Origin of the sequence: Acetivibrio mesophilus (genome assembly GCF_004102745.1) — a bacterium.
Classification (GTDB): domain Bacteria; phylum Bacillota; class Clostridia; order Acetivibrionales; family Acetivibrionaceae; genus Hungateiclostridium; species Hungateiclostridium mesophilum.
In genome coordinates, this window is the sequence record NZ_RLII01000043.1 from 1 (window position 1) to 17,373 (window position 17,373).

Annotated in this window: 17 protein-coding genes and 4 tRNA genes; 14 read left to right on the forward strand and 7 right to left on the reverse strand. The window is 38.3% G+C overall.

Annotation, left to right across the window (positions count from 1 at the left end; all coding sequences use genetic code 11):
- Window positions 1-155: 155 nt before the first annotated feature.
- The 4 genes from EFD62_RS16305 to EFD62_RS16320 all read left to right on the forward strand — a co-directional run bounded on the left by EFD62_RS16305 (window position 156) and on the right by EFD62_RS16320 (window position 574).
- Window positions 156-230 (forward strand) — tRNA-Glu (locus EFD62_RS16305).
- 86 nt (window positions 231-316) lie between these two features.
- A tRNA-Asp gene (locus EFD62_RS16310) sits at window positions 317-393 on the forward strand.
- A 17-nt stretch (window positions 394-410) separates the two neighbouring features.
- Window positions 411-486, forward strand: a tRNA-Thr gene (locus EFD62_RS16315).
- A 3-nt stretch (window positions 487-489) separates the two neighbouring features.
- Window positions 490-574 (forward strand) — tRNA-Tyr (locus EFD62_RS16320).
- A gap of 141 nt (window positions 575-715) precedes the next feature.
- Here EFD62_RS16320 and EFD62_RS16325 read toward each other — a convergent pair.
- The 7 genes from EFD62_RS16325 to EFD62_RS16355 all read right to left on the reverse strand — a co-directional run bounded on the left by EFD62_RS16325 (window position 716) and on the right by EFD62_RS16355 (window position 8,646).
- Window positions 716-1,693 carry a glycosyltransferase family 2 protein gene (locus tag EFD62_RS16325; RefSeq protein WP_069196105.1) on the reverse strand — a complete coding sequence of 326 codons (978 nt, stop codon included), beginning with the start codon at window positions 1,691-1,693 and terminating at the stop codon, window positions 716-718.
- Window positions 1,694-1,717: 24 nt separating this feature from the next.
- Window positions 1,718-4,606 carry a phospholipid carrier-dependent glycosyltransferase gene (locus EFD62_RS16330; protein WP_128706510.1) on the reverse strand — a complete coding sequence of 963 codons (2,889 nt, stop codon included), beginning with the start codon at window positions 4,604-4,606 and terminating at the stop codon, window positions 1,718-1,720.
- Window positions 4,607-4,837: 231 nt separating this feature from the next.
- Window positions 4,838-5,686, reverse strand: coding sequence for a hypothetical protein (locus EFD62_RS16335; RefSeq protein WP_069196107.1), 849 nt, complete (start codon window positions 5,684-5,686; stop codon window positions 4,838-4,840).
- A gap of 87 nt (window positions 5,687-5,773) precedes the next feature.
- On the reverse strand, window positions 5,774-6,739 hold the full coding sequence (locus tag EFD62_RS16340) for a glycosyltransferase family 2 protein (RefSeq protein WP_069196108.1): 966 nt from the start codon (window positions 6,737-6,739) through the stop codon (window positions 5,774-5,776).
- Window positions 6,740-6,748: 9 nt separating this feature from the next.
- Complete coding sequence (locus EFD62_RS16345; protein WP_069196109.1) at window positions 6,749-7,192, reverse strand: GtrA family protein; 444 nt, start codon at window positions 7,190-7,192, stop codon at window positions 6,749-6,751.
- Window positions 7,193-7,586: 394 nt separating this feature from the next.
- The gene (locus EFD62_RS16350; protein WP_069196110.1) at window positions 7,587-7,934 is read right to left on the reverse strand and encodes a DUF2304 domain-containing protein; all 348 of its coding nucleotides are present in this window, start codon (window positions 7,932-7,934) and stop codon (window positions 7,587-7,589) included.
- A gap of 13 nt (window positions 7,935-7,947) precedes the next feature.
- Window positions 7,948-8,646, reverse strand: a complete 699-nt coding sequence (locus EFD62_RS16355; protein WP_069196111.1) for a glycosyltransferase family 2 protein — start codon at window positions 8,644-8,646, stop codon at window positions 7,948-7,950.
- A gap of 188 nt (window positions 8,647-8,834) precedes the next feature.
- Between EFD62_RS16355 and dapF the strand changes: the two genes are divergently transcribed.
- From dapF to EFD62_RS16405, 10 genes are all read left to right on the forward strand, one after another.
- A complete protein-coding gene (dapF, locus tag EFD62_RS16360; protein ID WP_069196112.1) occupies window positions 8,835-9,680 on the forward strand; it encodes a diaminopimelate epimerase in 846 nt (281 codons plus the stop codon).
- Window positions 9,681-9,717: 37 nt separating this feature from the next.
- Complete coding sequence (locus EFD62_RS16365) at window positions 9,718-10,950, forward strand: LL-diaminopimelate aminotransferase (protein WP_069196113.1); 1,233 nt, start codon at window positions 9,718-9,720, stop codon at window positions 10,948-10,950.
- Window positions 10,951-11,064: 114 nt separating this feature from the next.
- Window positions 11,065-12,003, forward strand: coding sequence for an LCP family protein (locus EFD62_RS16370; protein ID WP_069196114.1), 939 nt, complete (start codon window positions 11,065-11,067; stop codon window positions 12,001-12,003).
- A gap of 148 nt (window positions 12,004-12,151) precedes the next feature.
- Complete coding sequence (locus EFD62_RS16375; RefSeq protein ID WP_069196115.1) at window positions 12,152-13,138, forward strand: 2-hydroxyacyl-CoA dehydratase family protein; 987 nt, start codon at window positions 12,152-12,154, stop codon at window positions 13,136-13,138.
- 22 nt (window positions 13,139-13,160) lie between these two features.
- A complete protein-coding gene (locus EFD62_RS16380) occupies window positions 13,161-13,937 on the forward strand; it encodes an acyl-CoA dehydratase activase (protein WP_069196116.1) in 777 nt (258 codons plus the stop codon).
- Between the two features lie 128 nt (window positions 13,938-14,065).
- A complete protein-coding gene (gene queC, locus EFD62_RS16385) occupies window positions 14,066-14,728 on the forward strand; it encodes a 7-cyano-7-deazaguanine synthase QueC (protein WP_069196117.1) in 663 nt (220 codons plus the stop codon).
- A gap of 36 nt (window positions 14,729-14,764) precedes the next feature.
- The gene (gene queD, locus EFD62_RS16390; protein WP_069196118.1) at window positions 14,765-15,148 is read left to right on the forward strand and encodes a 6-carboxytetrahydropterin synthase QueD; all 384 of its coding nucleotides are present in this window, start codon (window positions 14,765-14,767) and stop codon (window positions 15,146-15,148) included.
- A 25-nt stretch (window positions 15,149-15,173) separates the two neighbouring features.
- Window positions 15,174-15,806, forward strand: a complete 633-nt coding sequence (locus EFD62_RS16395) for a radical SAM protein (protein WP_069196119.1) — start codon at window positions 15,174-15,176, stop codon at window positions 15,804-15,806.
- Between the two features lie 5 nt (window positions 15,807-15,811).
- A complete protein-coding gene (locus tag EFD62_RS16400; RefSeq protein ID WP_128706511.1) occupies window positions 15,812-16,381 on the forward strand; it encodes a uracil-DNA glycosylase in 570 nt (189 codons plus the stop codon).
- Window positions 16,360-16,938, forward strand: a complete 579-nt coding sequence (locus EFD62_RS16405) for a uracil-DNA glycosylase (RefSeq protein WP_069196121.1) — start codon at window positions 16,360-16,362, stop codon at window positions 16,936-16,938. The genes EFD62_RS16400 and EFD62_RS16405 overlap by 22 nt, the downstream gene beginning before the upstream one ends.
- Window positions 16,939-17,373: the final 435 nt, after the last annotated feature.

The window sequence follows — 17,373 nt, forward strand, 5'->3', positions numbered from 1 at the left end:
CACTTCCAAAGGAACTTAAGGGTAGGCTTTTACTGTGTGCATAAGAGCAAGAATCATGATACTTACTTAAAGCCAAATATTGAATTTTCAAGGTGCATAGAGATTATTAATCTGCGAAGTTTAAGTTGATAACATAAATATTGAATTTATTATATGGCCCATTGGTCAAGCGGTTAAGACACCGCCCTTTCACGGCGGTAACAGGGGTTCGAGTCCCCTATGGGTCACCATCATAAGCCTGTAGTATTTACTGGTCTGCCAGAAGTTATTTATCGCTGGTAGACCAGTAGACAGGTCAAAGGAATAGGAAAAATATGGCCCGGTAGTTCAGTTGGTTAGAATGCCAGCCTGTCACGCTGGAGGTCGAGGGTTCGAGCCCCTTCCGGGTCGCCATTAGAAACTTAATATAAGCTGGTGTAGCTCAGCAGGTAGAGCAGCTGACTTGTAATCAGCAGGTCGGGGGTTCGATTCCGTCCACCAGCTCCATATGGAGGGGTTCCCGAGTGGCCAAAGGGGGCAGACTGTAAATCTGTTGGCTCCGCCTTCGATGGTTCGAATCCATCTCCCTCCACCAAAGAAAGCGAGTATAAAATACTCGCTTTTTACTTATGTTTGTATCTACTAAAATAGAATTGTAGAAAATAAAAGCGAGGCAAAACAAAAGCTGAGAAAAGGCTCTCAGCTTTTGTTTTTGGATATTTAACAAATTCACTTTTTAATTACTCTTTCTAATGGTTATCTTATCTTCCTTGTCTTCAGAGAAGTTTTTGGTATGTTTTACGATATACAAAGGTCTTCCTTTAGCCTCGTCATAAATTCTTCCTATGTACTCTCCCATGATGCCAAGAATGATAAGGGTAATTCCGTGGAAGAAAAGATTAATTGCAACGGTTGATGCCCAACCCTGCTGTACATGTTCTGTAAACAGCTTCATACAAATAACTACAATAAGATATACGAAACTGCAAAATGACAGCATAATACCAAAATATGATGCCAGCTTTAATGGCTTATAGGAGAATGAGGTAATGGCATCGGAAGCAAATTTCAGCATCTTCTTTAATGGATACTTTGTTTCACCGGCAAAACGTTTTTCCCTTGTAAACTCAATTCCTATCTGTTTAAAGCCAAGCCAGCTTATTATGCCACGAATATATCTGTTGCGCTCGTTAACCAGCTTAAGAGCCTCACAGACCTTGCGGTCAATAAGTCTAAAGTCTCCGGTATCAACAGGAATATCAACGTCCGTCATGTTTCTTAGGAAGCGATAGAATACCTTTGCAGTAACTTTCTTAAATATAGTTTCACCTTTTCTTTCTTTCCTTTTTCCGTACACAACATCATAGCCTTCACGCCACTTCTCAATCATTTTCGGGATAAGTTCCGGTGGATCCTGAAGGTCGGCATCTATGACAACAATAGCTTCACCCTCCGAAAAATCCATTCCGGCAGTTATTGCGGTTTGATGCCCAAAGTTTCTTGCGAAATCCACCAGCTTTATTGTCTTATCCTTGCTGCATATTTCATTAGCCATAATAGCTGTTTTGTCTTTGCTCCCATCATTGACAAATATTATTTCGTAAGGCTCATTTAAGGAGTCCATAACGCTTTTTAATCTTTTATAGGTTTCAAGAAGCACTTCTTCTTCATTATAAAGTGGTACTACAACTGAACATACAATTTTATCTGACATTTCCTTTGCCTCCAAATCAATTATTTAGAAATACCATGTATTAAACCACTTGAGATACTTCATGTAAGATACAGGAACCTCAAATCCTGACAATCCGGGATAGAAGAGTATAAACAGAGCCAACACAATTCCCAGATAAACATATGCAATATATTTTGTGCTACTATATTTATCGACAGCTTTTTTAATAACATAAACAATCAACAGTATTAAAAACGGAACGATAGAGAAGTAGTGGTATATAAATGCAATTCTAGGAACAGCAATCCATGGTACGTACTGGAATATAAGTCCGGCCAAAGGTACGAGCATTTTCTTATCATACCTAAACATGCCTATAAATAAGAGAGTGATGCAAATCAGCAGGCAACACCATATAATCATCTGAGTGCTAGAACTCTTTAGGAATTCATCACCCCTTTGGATATCTTTAAAGAGGAATAGTATCGCTCCGAAGGCCGCCGAGGAAAAGACGCTGGTAATTAGAAGGTTCCTGTCTAACTTTGACAGTGCCAGCAAGATTGCAACTATTCCAAAGAAAATTAGAGCCCACCATAATTCAGCACTTCCAGACTTAAGAACGTCTGTAAAGAAGGTCTTTGGCAATGCTATATATCCGAAAGTTGTTGCTGATAGGGTAAACAATACAACAAGGTTCTTGTTGAGCTTTGAAAGTGCCCATACGGCAACTACACATAATGCTAGAAGGCCAACCCACCATACTGCAGGATTGCCCAGCGTAAATATTTTTGAAGCCATGCCGGGCTCAAGGTCACTTCCGAAGTAAAATGCCATAGGTTTTGCCATTATAGGCCATTCCCACCATGGAGACTGGTACGGGTGATCTGCTACCAGCTCGGAGTGATATCTAAGCATATCGATAGAGTTTTCATAGAAGACAGAGATTCCTTTGTTGTCCCCGGGAACCATCATATATGGAATATATGACAGAATGTAAATTATCAGTGGAATTACAACAAAGAATAGAACGCATGCTCCCAGTGTGATGGTCAGATTAGAAGGGTAGCTGCTAATCCACAGAGGTTTCTTCTTTGATTTACTTGTTTCGATCTTTCTATATTCAACAAACTCTGTAGTCTTGTTTATAAAGAACAGCAGGGCAAGTCCGGCAGCTCCATATATTGCAATCCACTTGCTGGCGGCGCCCAACCCAAAGAACAGCCCACTTAGGAACAAAGGCTTTAAAGACTCTTTGAGGGTCACATTATAGGACTTATTTATAAAGTAGTCATACATAAAGTAGTACATGAGTATAACGAATAAAGTAACATAACTGTCTATAGTTGCTATTCGTGTCTGACTGAAGTGCATAAAGTCAAACATCATCAAGAAAGCAGTACAAAAGGCATAGAATCTGCCATGAAAGACTTTTTTACCGAATACATACATTGCAGGCACCATGGCTACACCAAACAGGGTACCGACGATTCTCCAGCCAAAAGGCACCATTCCAAATATAAGGATCCCAAGCGCTATGAAGATCTTTCCGAGAGGCGGGTGAGTGGTCTCATAGGGGGACATCTTATGAATGTGTTCAAAGGCTGTTCTGGCATGATAAATTTCATCAAAGTACATTCCGTTCATGTAAGAAGGCCTGAATGAAAACTTGTCCGATTCATCAAAAAGGTTTCCTATTGTAGCATTGCTTTCATCTTCTAAAACACTGTCGATGATTTTTATATTTTCCACAGGCACTGTGCTTCCTTGTTCAACTATGGCTATTTCGTTGAAGGCGCCGCCTGTAGAGTCCACAACAAATTTTAGTTGTTTGGTGGTTACTGGGGCTGTATCGATATATTCCCATATGAATATATTCTTCTTTTCAATAGTAGCAAGATGCTTGAAGTTTTGAGTATCATCAAGATATTCAACTCTTACCTTGGAAGAAGGATTATATTTATTACTGCCAAGCCCACAGTAATAATATATCCTTGATAGATTGGTTTCTTGGCCAAGGTCTATAGTAAAGTACTCACCGGGGAGGGTTGGCTCCCATGAAGTGGTGGGAACTTTAAAATCTCCAAGGTTATACAAGGCAATGCAGAGGTAAATGAGAGTCATAACACCCATTATAATAAAATCAATTTTGTCAAATTTGACTTTTATCCATTTTTGGTCGTTGTTATTTTGACTTACAGGCGTACTACTATTCGTTTTAGTATTGAGACCAGGTATTTTGTCTTTAAAGAACATGAAAAAGATAATGGCAAGCAAGGTAATAAAGAAGGCTATTGATGCAAATATTAGATACCCTTTGCTGTCAGTATTTTCTGATGCACCCTGATCTACTGTTCCGTCATATTTGGGATCCATATTAATTGCTGTTTTGCCAGAAGGAAGGCTATCGAGTTCGACAACTTCAACGTCGTCTATCCAGATTTTACCGGTATTGATGTTGCCATATCCCCCAAGACCTATGGTAAGAGTAAAGTTTTCTTGGTTTGGACTGGTCCTTCCATATAGCTCAATGTACTCCCAGCCACTGGTTGTTTCACGAATATCCCTAGAAGTTTCCAAGCTGCCGTCAATAGAAATGTTGGCTCCTTTGGTTTCAGTCCCAACATTTTCTGTTTTTACCCAACAGGACATTCTATAATAGGTATCTCCTTTTACCTTAATTGGTTGTCTAAACCTAGAATCGTTTTCTAAGTTGTTAATAATGCATGCACTTTTGCTTCCGGAGTAGTACTGAGTTTCATCAATTAAAAACTCGGTAAATCCTGCGGATTTTTCCCAACTGTCAGTCTGCCAAAAATGCATGCTTTCCGTATCTCCATCTTCAAATCCCGGGTTTTTTACAAGATTCTCACTCTCGGCAAATACTAAAGAGGAAAAAACGAACTGCATGGATATTAATAGTATAAAGCAGACCTTTAAAAACTTTTTCAACACTTTGTAAGCACCCCCACAAAATCATAATTTATGATAAAATATTTAATCATAAATGCAGAAAGGCTGAAAAACAGGTTTTTGCATTTATGTTTTAAATGGTGTTACTTCTTTTGCACTGGTTTTGAGCGATGTCGGCTGTCTTTCTGATATCTTTATAAAAGATTCTCCGCAAAGTCGATATCTCTTTATGTCCATACAAAGGAAAGTAGGTTTGTCCTATGTTACCTTCATTTAATTATCATTGCTCTCTTCGTTATCAGAAGATTCATCGATGTCAACATTTTCATCAACATTTTCATCTGAATTATTGTTTTTAACAGGAAGGTTTTTGCCCGATTTATTAGCGTTGTAAATAGCAATCCCCATAGCAATAATTGTAATTATTAATATAATCCAAACAACCTTGGCTAAATCATTTTTGCTTTCGTTGTTCTTTGGCGAAGAGTTGTTGCCTTTATTATTGTTATTGGAATTATTATTTTTGCTTTCATTATTTTCGGGTTTTATTATAGCGCAAGGTGCGCCTTCAGGTATTGTTTCAACTTCTTCAACCATTACATTGTCAAAGGAGGCTTTTCCGGTGCTGAGTCCACTAAATCCGCCAACTCCGACAGAAACATTTATCGTACTAACACCTTCTTCAATAACGGCATACATTTCAACATATTTCCAACCATCGGTTGTTCCCTTGATTCGCTCTGATGTTACTAACTGACTTGTTATGGAGAGGTTTGCACCTTTGCCCTCTTCACTTACATTCTCGGTCTTTATATAGCAGGATAATTTGTACTTTTTGTTTTCTTCCACATTGACAGTTTGCACGTATCTACTGTCATTGGGAACATTGTTGGTTATAGTGGCATATTTTTCTCCCAACTGGGGGTCAGCAGTTTCAACAGCAAAAACTGTTGCGCCATCACTTCTATCGAACCATTCCATAACCCAGTTTGCGGGTGAACCATTTACCAAAAATTCAAAGGAACCGTTAAAGAGACGGTTTACAGTTTCAGCATGGGGAATAACTGTCATAGTTATTAGTACGACTGCTGTAATGAGAATAGCAACTGCTTTTTTAAACATTTTTATCTACCTCCAAAGAATAAAAGTATTATATTATTTTTAATTTAAAAGTGAACCAAATTTAATATTCATTCAGCAATAGGAATATCAGCTATTTGCGCTAATATTCTTGTGTTCAATTTTTTCACTTATTGCCTTTTCACTTACTATAAATCTTGGACGGAACTTGACTTCATCAAATATCTTTGCAATGTAAGTCCCTATAATGCCAAGACTTATCATTAGTGTACTTCCGATTATCAAAAGCAACAGGATAACTGTGGTAAAACCGCTTACGGCCATACCTTTAAACTTCATATATAAGGTGTAGATGCCCAGTATAAAGGAACCAAAAAGGAATAGCATGCCCATTAGTGTAACCAGTTGAAGAGGAAGAGAGGTAAAGGATGTTATTGCGGTTATGGCAAGCTTGAATAGTTTTAAAGTAGACCATTTTGATTTTCCCTCTTTTCTGTCTACCACTTCAAAGGGAATAGTGGTTCTTTTGTATCCGAGCCAGGCGGACATGCCTCTAAAGAAAGTATTGCGTTCCTGCATGGTGTTCCATGAGTTTACTACCTTGGCATCAAGAAGTTTGAAATCGGAGGCACCGTCTAAGTTAAAGCCGGACAGATTCTTTAGTATTGAATAGAAAAAGTGTGCTCCAATCTTGTTTATAATACTTTCTTTACCCCTCGAGGACTTCACAGCTTCCACAACGTCATAGCCCTCTTCTTTCCATAGGCGCACCATCTGGGGAATGATTTCCGGTGGATGTTGAAGATCGGAATCCATAACCACACATGCGTCGCCGTTTACCGCTTCTAGGGCAGCACATAGTGCGGCCTCTTTGCCGAAATTCCTGCTGAATTTAAAGGCGAAGACATTTGGAAGGTCTGAGGACAACCTTTTAAGTTCTTTCCAGGTATTATCCCGGGAACCATCGTCTACAAGGATGAATTCATGATTAATATTGTTTTCAGTCAGAATTTTATGAATTATATTGATGTTTTCATAAATCTGTTTTGCCTCATTGTAGACTGGAATTGCAACTGAAATTAAATATGTACTCATAATTATCTCCTATGTTCTATATATGACTTTTTTATAAGCAATAAAGTTCCAAGATGTTAGAACTCCTTGAAGCATTGGCTTGGCAATTGGTGGAGGAATTCTAATCATGCGCGTTAAAACATACCATATACCAATGTTGCCGACGGTTAGATTGAAGATAAAGAGAAGCATATAGTAAAACAGCTGAGTACCAGTATTGCTTTTTGATTGGAATGACCAGAATTTGTTAACGAGAAAAACAACCCAGAATATTACGATATAAACAATTACATTTGCAATGCGGTCATCAAGCTTTATAACTTCTGATAACAGCATAAACAATGTCCACTCTATGCCAAAACATGTAAAACCTGTAACGAGGTATTTTTTAAACTGGGATATAGACTTTTCGGTAAAAAAATCTTCAAAGAATTTATTTTTTTTTAGTTTTTCAACTAATTGTCCTGCAAACATATATCCTCCAGAGTAACAACAAAATTATCTATATATGTTGCGAAAAAAACTATATAAGCAAATACAGTTTAAACACTTGCATTTGGAGGCAAGAAGCTAAACTCTTCGCAACATATCAAGCAATGTGCATATTTCGCAATATCTAAAATAAATGTAAAATGTTTACTGCAAAATATATTGACCAAAATAAAAGCTCGGGACACTGAGCCCCTTCGCTTTTGCCTCTTTCATTTCACTCCAGGAGCCTAAATGACGTTTTTGATTATTATGACATAATAATCAAAAACGTGACACAAATACCAAAATAGTTATATCAAGCTCCGAAAAGCAAAAAATATAGGAGTATATGTCTATATTATAGCAGTATTCGAGGTAATAAGCAATTTTTATTTTACTAGGAGTCTTTATCGGTGATTTTTTGTCTGAGAAGAGCAAGCTCTTGGGTAAGGCGGGTTATCCTTTCGGATTGTCTTGACACTGTTACAGTAGTACCAAGATTGTATAAAATCAAATACCCAAGACCGAATAAAAATAATAGAGATGGGGGATTTTTTATATCGAGCCATCGGGAAATCGCCTCTATAATAACTGGAGTACTGGATAGTACAAGGAGAATAATGCTCATTAGTATCCACAACAGGGAATAACGCTCCTGGAGCTTGTTTTTTCTTACCAGTTCAATCACAATCAATAAAAAGAGTACGCTGAACATTATTGATAGGGAATATACATTTATAATCATTCAAATCACCTTTCTATTCCTCAGAAGATCTTAAGGTACCGATAATAAGGGCAAGACTTACCTTCAACATATAATATAGTGAACGCAAGGTGGTAATAGAGGATTTCCCCCCTTGGCGTTCGTGCATTTCAACGGGTAATTCAGTAATCCTGAAATTTCTTTTTTTCAGTCTGACCAATACGTCAACCTCAGGATAATCAACAGGATAACGACCGGAAAAATAATTTATAACATCTTTATTTACAGCCCTAAAGCCGGAAGTGGTATCCTTGAATTTCTGATTTGTCAGTGTGCTTACCAAAAATGAGAAAAAAATCATTCCTATTCGTCTTAATACCGATGACCTATAATTTGATTTGCTAATGTAACGGGATCCGACGACAACATCGGCATCATCGTTGAGGATGGGCTTAATCAGGTCCTTTATATAGGAAGGATCATGTTGCCCGTCGCCATCAACCTGAACAGCGATATCATAGTTGTTTTCCTTAGCATATATGTACCCTGTCTGCATTGCACCTCCTATTCCAAGGTTGTAGGGTAGGTCTATTACTTTTGCACCGGACCTTCTAGCCTCCAGCGAGGTGTTGTCCTTAGAACCGTCGTTTACGACAAGGATATCTGCCTGCGGCATTTTAAGGTTTATTCGCCGGATAACGCTTTTAATTGTAGCTTCTTCGTTATATGCAGGGATTATAACGAGAATTCTCATTTATCCACCTCTTTTTGAATAAGTAATATATAGCTCGCAATAAATGTATATTGTGTTTGAGTATATTTATATTTTGCATCAAAAAAAATAATAAATGCACAAAATTCTTTTTTCTGTATTGCCATATGAGAAATGTATGTTATAATGATTACAAAGAAAATGCAAGTTTTCAATCGGGAGGTTGCAAAATGAAGTTTACTAAAATGCATGGACTGGGGAACGACTATATATATGTTAATTGCTTTGAAGAGCGTGTCGAAAACCCTTCGGAAGTTGCGAAAAGAGTTAGTGACAGGCATTTTGGCATTGGCTCCGACGGTCTTGTGCTGATAATGCCTTCGGATAAAGCGGATTTTAGGATGAGGATGTTTAATTCGGACGGTTCTGAAGCTGAGATGTGCGGAAATGCGATAAGATGTGTAGGGAAATATGTGTTTGACAACGGCATGACCGAGAAAAATGTTATAACAATAGAGACATTGGCAGGAATAAAAGTCCTTCAACTGATTATGCAGGATGGCAAAATGGAACTTGTAAAAGTTGATATGGGGGAACCTATCTTAAATCCTGAGAATATACCGGTGTTGAGCGATAAGGAAATTTTCAAGGTGGAGCCTGTCAGTGTGGACGGAAGAGAGTATAAGGTCACCTGTGTATCAATGGGAAATCCCCATGCAGTGACCTATGTTGAGAATGTAGATGTCTTTCCTCTTGAACAGATCGGGCCAAAGATGGAAAATCACAGCCTTTTTCCAAGAAAGATAAATGCAGAATTTGTTGAAGTAATAGACAGAACTACCCTTAAAATGAGGGTCTGGGAAAGAGGGGCAGGAGAGACTTTGGCATGCGGAACCGGCGCTTGTGCTGTACTGGTGGCTTCGGTATTAAACGGTGTCAGCGAAAGGAAATCAACTGTAAGGCTTCTGGGAGGAGACCTCATTGTGGAGTGGAATGAGGAGGACAATCATGTCTATATGACAGGGCCGGCTATAAAGGTATTTGAAGGTGAAATTAGCTTGATTTCGGGTCAATAGAGGCCGTTTAAAGGATAAAATAGAATGGAGGTTATTTATGGCGTTTATTAATGAAAACTATCTAAAGCTTCGGGGAAGCTATCTTTTTTCGGAAATTGCAAAGAGGGTAAATAATTTTAAGAATGAAAATCCCAATGCCAAAATAATACGATTGGGCATTGGAGATGTTACAAGGCCATTGGTACCGGCAGTTATTGAGGCTATGCATAAAGCTGTGGATGAGATGGCAAAAGAAGATACTTTCAGGGGATATGGGCCGGAACAGGGCTATAGCTTTCTAATAAGAAAAATAATTGAAAATGACTATGCGCCTAGGGGAATAGAGATTGGTGAAGACGAGATATTCGTAAGTGATGGGGCAAAAAGTGATACTGGAAATATCCAGGAAATATTTGGACTGGACAACATAATTGCTGTTACGGACCCTGTATATCCTGTTTATGTGGACAGCAACGTTATGGCAGGAAGGACCGGAGAATATTCGGAGCACGGTTACTTTGAGAAAATTACCTACCTGCCGTGCAGTGCAGAAAACAACTTTATTCCGGAGCTTCCGAAAGAGAAAGTGGATATTATTTACCTTTGCTTTCCGAATAATCCCACGGGTATGACCTTATCTAAGGAAGAGCTTAAAAAGTGGGTTGACTATGCTAAGAAAAACCGAGCCGTAATACTATTTGATTCGGCATATGAGGCATTTATTCGTGAGAAGGATGTACCTCACAGCATTTATGAGATTGAGGGAGCTGACGAAGTAGCAATTGAATTCAGAAGCTTTTCCAAGACAGCAGGATTTACCGGAACAAGATGTGCTTACACCGTTGTGCCTAAAAAGGTCGTGGCGTATACCAAGAATGGGGAGGCGCATCAGTTGAACAGTCTCTGGAATAGAAGGCAGACAACAAAATTCAACGGTGTTCCATATATAATACAGCAGGCAGCGGCGGCAGTTTATAGCCCGGAGGGTCAAAAACAGATAAAAGAAACCATAGATTATTATATGGACAACGCGAAAATAATCAAACAAGGTTTGGAGGATGTCGGGCTTACTGTATTTGGAGGAGTAAATGCACCGTATATATGGCTTAAGACTCCAAAGGGCGTGAGTTCATGGGAATTCTTTGATATGATGCTTAAAGAAATAAATGTTGTCGGAACACCCGGGTCGGGATTTGGACCAAATGGTGAAGGGTATTTCCGATTAACTGCTTTTGGCAGCAGAGAGAACACAATAGAGGCTGTTGAAAGATTCAAAAATTTGAAACTTTAGTAAGATTTTTTGCCGTTTCAACTTCATTAATTGTATTAAAAAATATTATACACATATACTAAGAATACTATATTTTTATGACGTTATATATGGTTTTTTGAAGACGGGTGAAATATGAATTTTAGAAAAAGTATTCTTTATATATGTGTAGTTTTTTCATTGGTTTTGTTTATTGAGGGCGTATACACCCTTTTGTTTGCGGAAGGGGAATATAATAGTACAGAGTTTCACAGTAAATATAATCCTGTGGAGATAGTAAAAACAAGAATTGATGCGGAAGATGTGCCAAAGGCCCTACTTCCATATAAGAATATTCTTCTCTTAGGACTTGATGATGATGAGACGAGATCCGATGTTATTGCTCTCATAAACTACGACCCTAATGAAAACAAAATGAATATATTGTCCATCGCTAGGGATACCAGAGTGAAATCCAACGGCAGATACATGAAGATAAATGCTCTTATTGGAAAGGGCAAAGAAAAAATGGTGATTGATACGGTAGAAGACATAACCGGTCTTTCTGTAGATTACTACATCACTCTCAATTTCAAGGGTTTTAGGGAAATTGTTGATGCGTTAGGGGGAGTTGAGATAGACGTGCCCTTTGATATGGACTATGATGACCCCTATCAGAATCTTCATATTCATATAAAGAAAGGAAAGCAGGTGTTGGACGGCAAAAAAGCGGAGGAATTTGTAAGATACCGCAAGGGCAACCATGATGGTGAAGGTTATGAGGATGGAGATCTAGGAAGAATTAGAATGCAGCAGCTGTTTATACAAGAGTTTGTAAAGCAAAAGCTCAAATTAAAATATTTGCTGAAGGCAGACGAAATCTTTTATACTGCGAAAAAGAATATGAAGACAAATATTGAGATTGGGGACTTACGTTATTTTATTAAGGATATAAAAAATATTAAGCCCCCCACAATTGAAGGATACACACTGCCGGGATACTCCAGATATATCGGAAGTCAGTGGTTTTATATATATAATAAGAAAGAAACGAAAGAGTTAATAGAAGAAAATTTCTTTTACACTGATCATTAATAAGCGGGGAGTTGTGAAAATCAGCTGGAACAGGCTGATTTTTTGCTGTCTCAATCATTTACTTTAAACATATTAATTTATGTATTATAATTTTATATATGTGAGAAAAAGAATTTGCATGATCAAATGATTTGAGGTGTTAATTAGTTTGAAGAATATAGGTTTTACAACAAGCATACCCGTTGAGGTAATATTTGCGGCGGGACATAGGCCTGTTGATTTAAATAATGTGTTTATTACTAATGATAATCCCGGAAAGTTGATAGAAGTTGCTGAAAATGCTGGATTTCCTAGAAATACCTGCGCTTGGATAAAGGGTATTTACTCTGCGGTTGTAGACACGGGAGAAATAGATGAATTGATAGGCGTTGTTGAAGGGGATTGCTCGAATGCGAAGGCGCTTGTAGAGGTTCTGGAGCTTAAGGGAATACGATGTTTTCAGTACTCATACCCCAATTCTAGAAGCTATGATCAGTTGAAAAAGGAGATTGATAGGCTTTGTAGTCATTTTGCTGTCAGCTATGACGAGTGTTTGAGAGTAAAAAAGGAATTAGATAAGATTAGACTGAGACTTTCTTATCTGGATGAACTGACGTGGAAGTATAATAAAGCCCATGGATTTGAAAATCATATATGGCAGGTTTCAAGCAGTGATTTTAATGGGGATTATGTTACCTTTGGACGCCAGTTAGAGGAAGAAATTTCCTCTATTGAGAAGAGGGAACCGAAAACAGAGAGTAAAAGAATTGGGTATATAGGTGTTCCGCCTATTAATGGAGAAATATACGAATTTATTGAGTCGCTTGATGCCAGAGTGGTATATAATGAGGTACAGAGACAGTTTACAATGGCTGATTCCGTTGATATTGAAGATATTGTGGAGGAGTACAGGAGATTTACCTATCCGTACAATATAAGATGCAGACTTGAAGATATAATCGATCAGGTGAAGAAAAGGAAGATTGATGGTATCATACACTATACCCAGGCATTTTGCTTTAGAGGGATTGAGGATATTATAATAAGGAATGAACTCGATGTTCCGGTTCTTACCCTTGAAGGGGACAAGCCCGGCAACATAGATCAGCGGACGAAGCTTCGAATTGAAGCTTTTATCGATATGCTTGATGAGTAAATTTTATAAGAAAAGGTGAATTATGAGAGTATTGGGGATAGATTTGGGAAGCAGAGCTGTTAAACTGGCTGTTTTTGAGGATGGTAACTTTTCAGACAGCATGGTTTATGACACCGCGTCCTTTTACCGTGATTTTTGCTCCAATGTAAACCAAAAAATCAGCATTGACTTTGAAAAACTTGGCGTCGGATGCTTTGACAATGTGGTAAGCACCGGCTATGGTAGAAATAATGTAAATGTGGAAAATGCAACAGTGATTTTGGAGTTAAAGGCTCATACTTTTGGTGCAGTGTGGCAGACCGGTCTTGAAGACTTCACACTCCTTGATATAGGTGGTCAGGACAGTAAGGTCATATCGGTTAGAAATGGGAAAATGGTGGATATGGTTCTTAATGATAAGTGCGCTGCGTCCTGCGGAAGATATCTGGAGAACATGGCAAATGTTCTTGGTATCGGTATTGAAGAACTTGCCGGATACTATGAAAACCCGGTGGAGCTCAATTCCACTTGCGCAGTTTTTGGTGAATCGGAGCTTATCGGAAAGATATCCGAGGGATACAGCATAAAAGCAATGGCTGCAGGAGTAAATCACTCTCTTTTTAGAAGGATTAAGCCGATAATTGAAAGATTCCCCCATGAAAACCTGGTGGTCTGTGGCGGGGTTGCTCGAAATAAAGCCCTATTAGAATATATTAAATCAGAGCTTGATTTCAAACGGATTGTTACACCAAAAAGACCTCAGTTAAATGGTGCTATCGGTTGCTGTGCATTCAAAATCAGGAAAATGAGCCGCAGTTAATATATTATCATAAAATGAATATTTTTTTGAAAAAGCATTAATATACTGGTATACTTAGTTATATTAAATGGATCTGCATTGATAATATTATTTTTCGCTTAAATATTATTGGATTATTGGAGGATATTATGAGGAGAGCTGTTGTATTGTTATCTGGCGGTCTTGATAGTACCACCTGTTTGTCAGTTGCTGTGGCAGAAGGTTATGAAGTGTATCCGCTGTCTTTTGACTATGGGCAAAGGAATAAAAAGGAGCTTGAAAGCGCAAAACAGGTAGCCAAGTACTTTAAAATTAAAGAGCACAAAATCGTAAAGATAGGAAATGTAGGGGGAAGTGCTTTGACAGATATGAAGATAGATGTTCCTGACTACAAAGGCCTTCCGAGCATACCTGTAACATATGTACCGGCAAGGAATATAATTTTCTTGAGCTATGCAGCAGGATATGCTGAAGTATTGGATGCCGAGGCCATTTTTATCGGAGTTAATGCTGTTGATTACAGCGGCTACCCAGATTGCAGGCCGGAGTTTATTGAAGCTTTTCAGAAGGCAATAAACGTTGGAACAAAGAACGGCGTGAATGGGAAACCGGTTAGAATACACACTCCTTTATTAAACCTTTCTAAAGCGGAGATTATTAAGCTGGCATGTGAGAACAATGCTCCCCTTCATTTAACCACTACCTGCTATAAGGGCGGAGAAAAAGCATGCGGTGTCTGTGACAGCTGCGTTTTAAGGCTTAAAGGATTTAAAGAGGCCGGAATTGTCGATGCCATAGAGTATATGGATTAAACTTGATTTAAATATAGTTTTGAAAGGATTGCAGTCATGAAAATTGGAAAGGTTGCTATAACAAAGGTGTTTACATTTGACAGTGCACACCATTTGGTGGATTATAACGGAAAATGCAAAAACATTCATGGACATACCTATAAATTGGAGGTTACATTAAAGGGTATTCCCGATAAAAATGGTTTGGTAATGGATTTCCATGATATGGAGGACATTATAGAAGATGAGGTGCTGGAAAAGATAGATCACAAGTACCTTAATGATGTGTTTGATTTTAATCCAACCTGTGAAATGATAGGACTCTGGTTGTGGGAAGAGATTGCAAAAAGGGTCAAAGATACTCAATGTAGCTTGGAAAGGTTGATGCTGTGGGAAACTCCTACCAGTTATATAACCATTGACAGGCATGACATGGAGTAGTCTTGCTTTCAAAGGAGAAAACAATATGAAAGTAAATGAGATATTTCTAAGTATTCAGGGAGAAAGTATGTCTGCAGGTTTCCCGACTGTATTTGTCCGCTTTACCGGCTGCAACCTTCGATGCAGCTATTGTGATACAAAATATGCCTATAATGAGGGAAGGGATATGACTCCCTCTGAGATATTTGAAGAGATAAAGAAGCTTCATTATAAAAGGGTATGTCTTACAGGAGGAGAGCCCCTTTTGCAAAAAGAGATGGGAGAGTTGATGGCTCTTCTTAATGACTATATTGTGACGATTGAGACAAATGGCTCTGTCGATCTTGAAAGCCTCATCCTTAAAAATCCCAAGCATTCCTACGTCATGGACATGAAGGTGCCATCCTCGGGATGCAGCGACCAAATGCTGTTTGACAATTTTGACTTGCTAAGGGAGCAGGATGAAATAAAGTTCGTGATAGGGGACAGAGTTGACTATGAGTGGGCAAAAGGCTTAATTTCAAATTACCATAGAAAGGGAAACATAACCTTCTCTCCGATATATGAAAAGATCGATTATTCCACTATGGTCCGATGGATACTTGAGGATAGACTTGATGTAAGGTTTCAGGTTCAGCTTCATAAAGTGATCTGGGGACCTGATAAAACAGGAGTATAAATAGCATGTACGATTGGGAAGAACTAATAAAGGTATGCTCAAATTGCAAAAAGTGCGGTTTGGGCAAGACAAGAACCAATATTGTAATTGGACGCGGAAATGTAAATGCACCTTTAATGCTTGTAGGAGAGGGCCCCGGTGAACAGGAGGATCTACAAGGACTTCCTTTTGTGGGGGCAGCAGGAAAGCTTCTGGATTTATTGCTAAAAGCGATGAGAATAGGGGAGGACATGTACTATATAGCCAATATTGTAAAGTGCAGACCTCCAGGCAACAGGGTTCCTACGGATGAGGAAGCTGAAATGTGTCTTCCTTATTTAAGAAACCAATTGGTTCTTGTCAAACCCCGTATAATAGTGTGTATGGGTGCTACAGCGATGAAATACATCGTTGACAGAGACGCAAAGATCACAAAAATTAGAGGTCAGTGGATTGAAAGAAAGGGGTATTGGATTATATCTACCTTTCATCCTGCAGCCTTATTGAGAGATGAATCAAAGAAGGTTCTCATGTGGGAGGATTTTAAGAAGATTAAACAGAGGTTGGATAGCATATGTCAAAATCAGAGCGGCTAAATAATTTATACGATTTATATAAGAAGGAATTTGATGGGGAAGAAATTGTTTTAGGTGATGGGAATGTTGAATCCGGATTGATATTGATAGGGGAAGCTCCGGGAAAGGAAGAGGTTTTAAATTCAAAGCCCTTTGTAGGTACTGCAGGAAAAAACCTTGCGGAATTTCTGGACAAGTTGGGCCTTAGGAGAGAGGACATATATATAACCAACGCAATCAAATATAGACTCTCAAAAGTAAATCCGGAGACCGGAAGGGTGTCAAACAGACCGGCAACCAAAAAAGAGATCCTTGAGAATAGAGACTATTTATTAAAGGAGATTGAAATCATTAATCCCGAGTATATTGTTACTTTGGGAAATGTACCATTAAGATCGGTGTATGGAGACTTTAGCATTACTATCGGTGAAGTACATGGTTCTTTGAATAAGGTTAAGATATTGGGGGCCGAGTTCAACCTATTTCCTCTCTATCATCCTGCAAGTATTATATATAACTCAAAGCTAAAAGAGATATATAATGAAGACTTGAACAAGCTAAAACTAATAATCGGGTAGTATAGAGTCAGCCTCAGAAGTAAAAATAAAGTCAAAGAATGCGAAATGGGAAATAAAACTGTGAAAAAGAGCGTATTATTTATTAATTAATAAGATAAAATAAATTCTAGACCAATAATTAAGATTATCACTTACTTTTTGACGTAAAATACCCCCTTGACTTTACGGTATTTACGGTGTTATAATTTAAAAGCTGTCGCGAGCGGTGACTTTGAGATGACTAAGTCAAGAAGAGCCGCAAAGATGAAAAAAATACCTTGAAAAAAAGTATTGACAAAGTAAAGACAGCATGGTAACATATAAAAAGTCGCGCTGAGGAAATGGCGCGAAACGCTTAGAACAAGCGGATATGGACTTTGAAAAGTGAACAGTGTAAGATAACATGGAACTCGTTAAGTAATTTTGAGTAAGTAATTAAGAGCCAAAAAGGCTTTC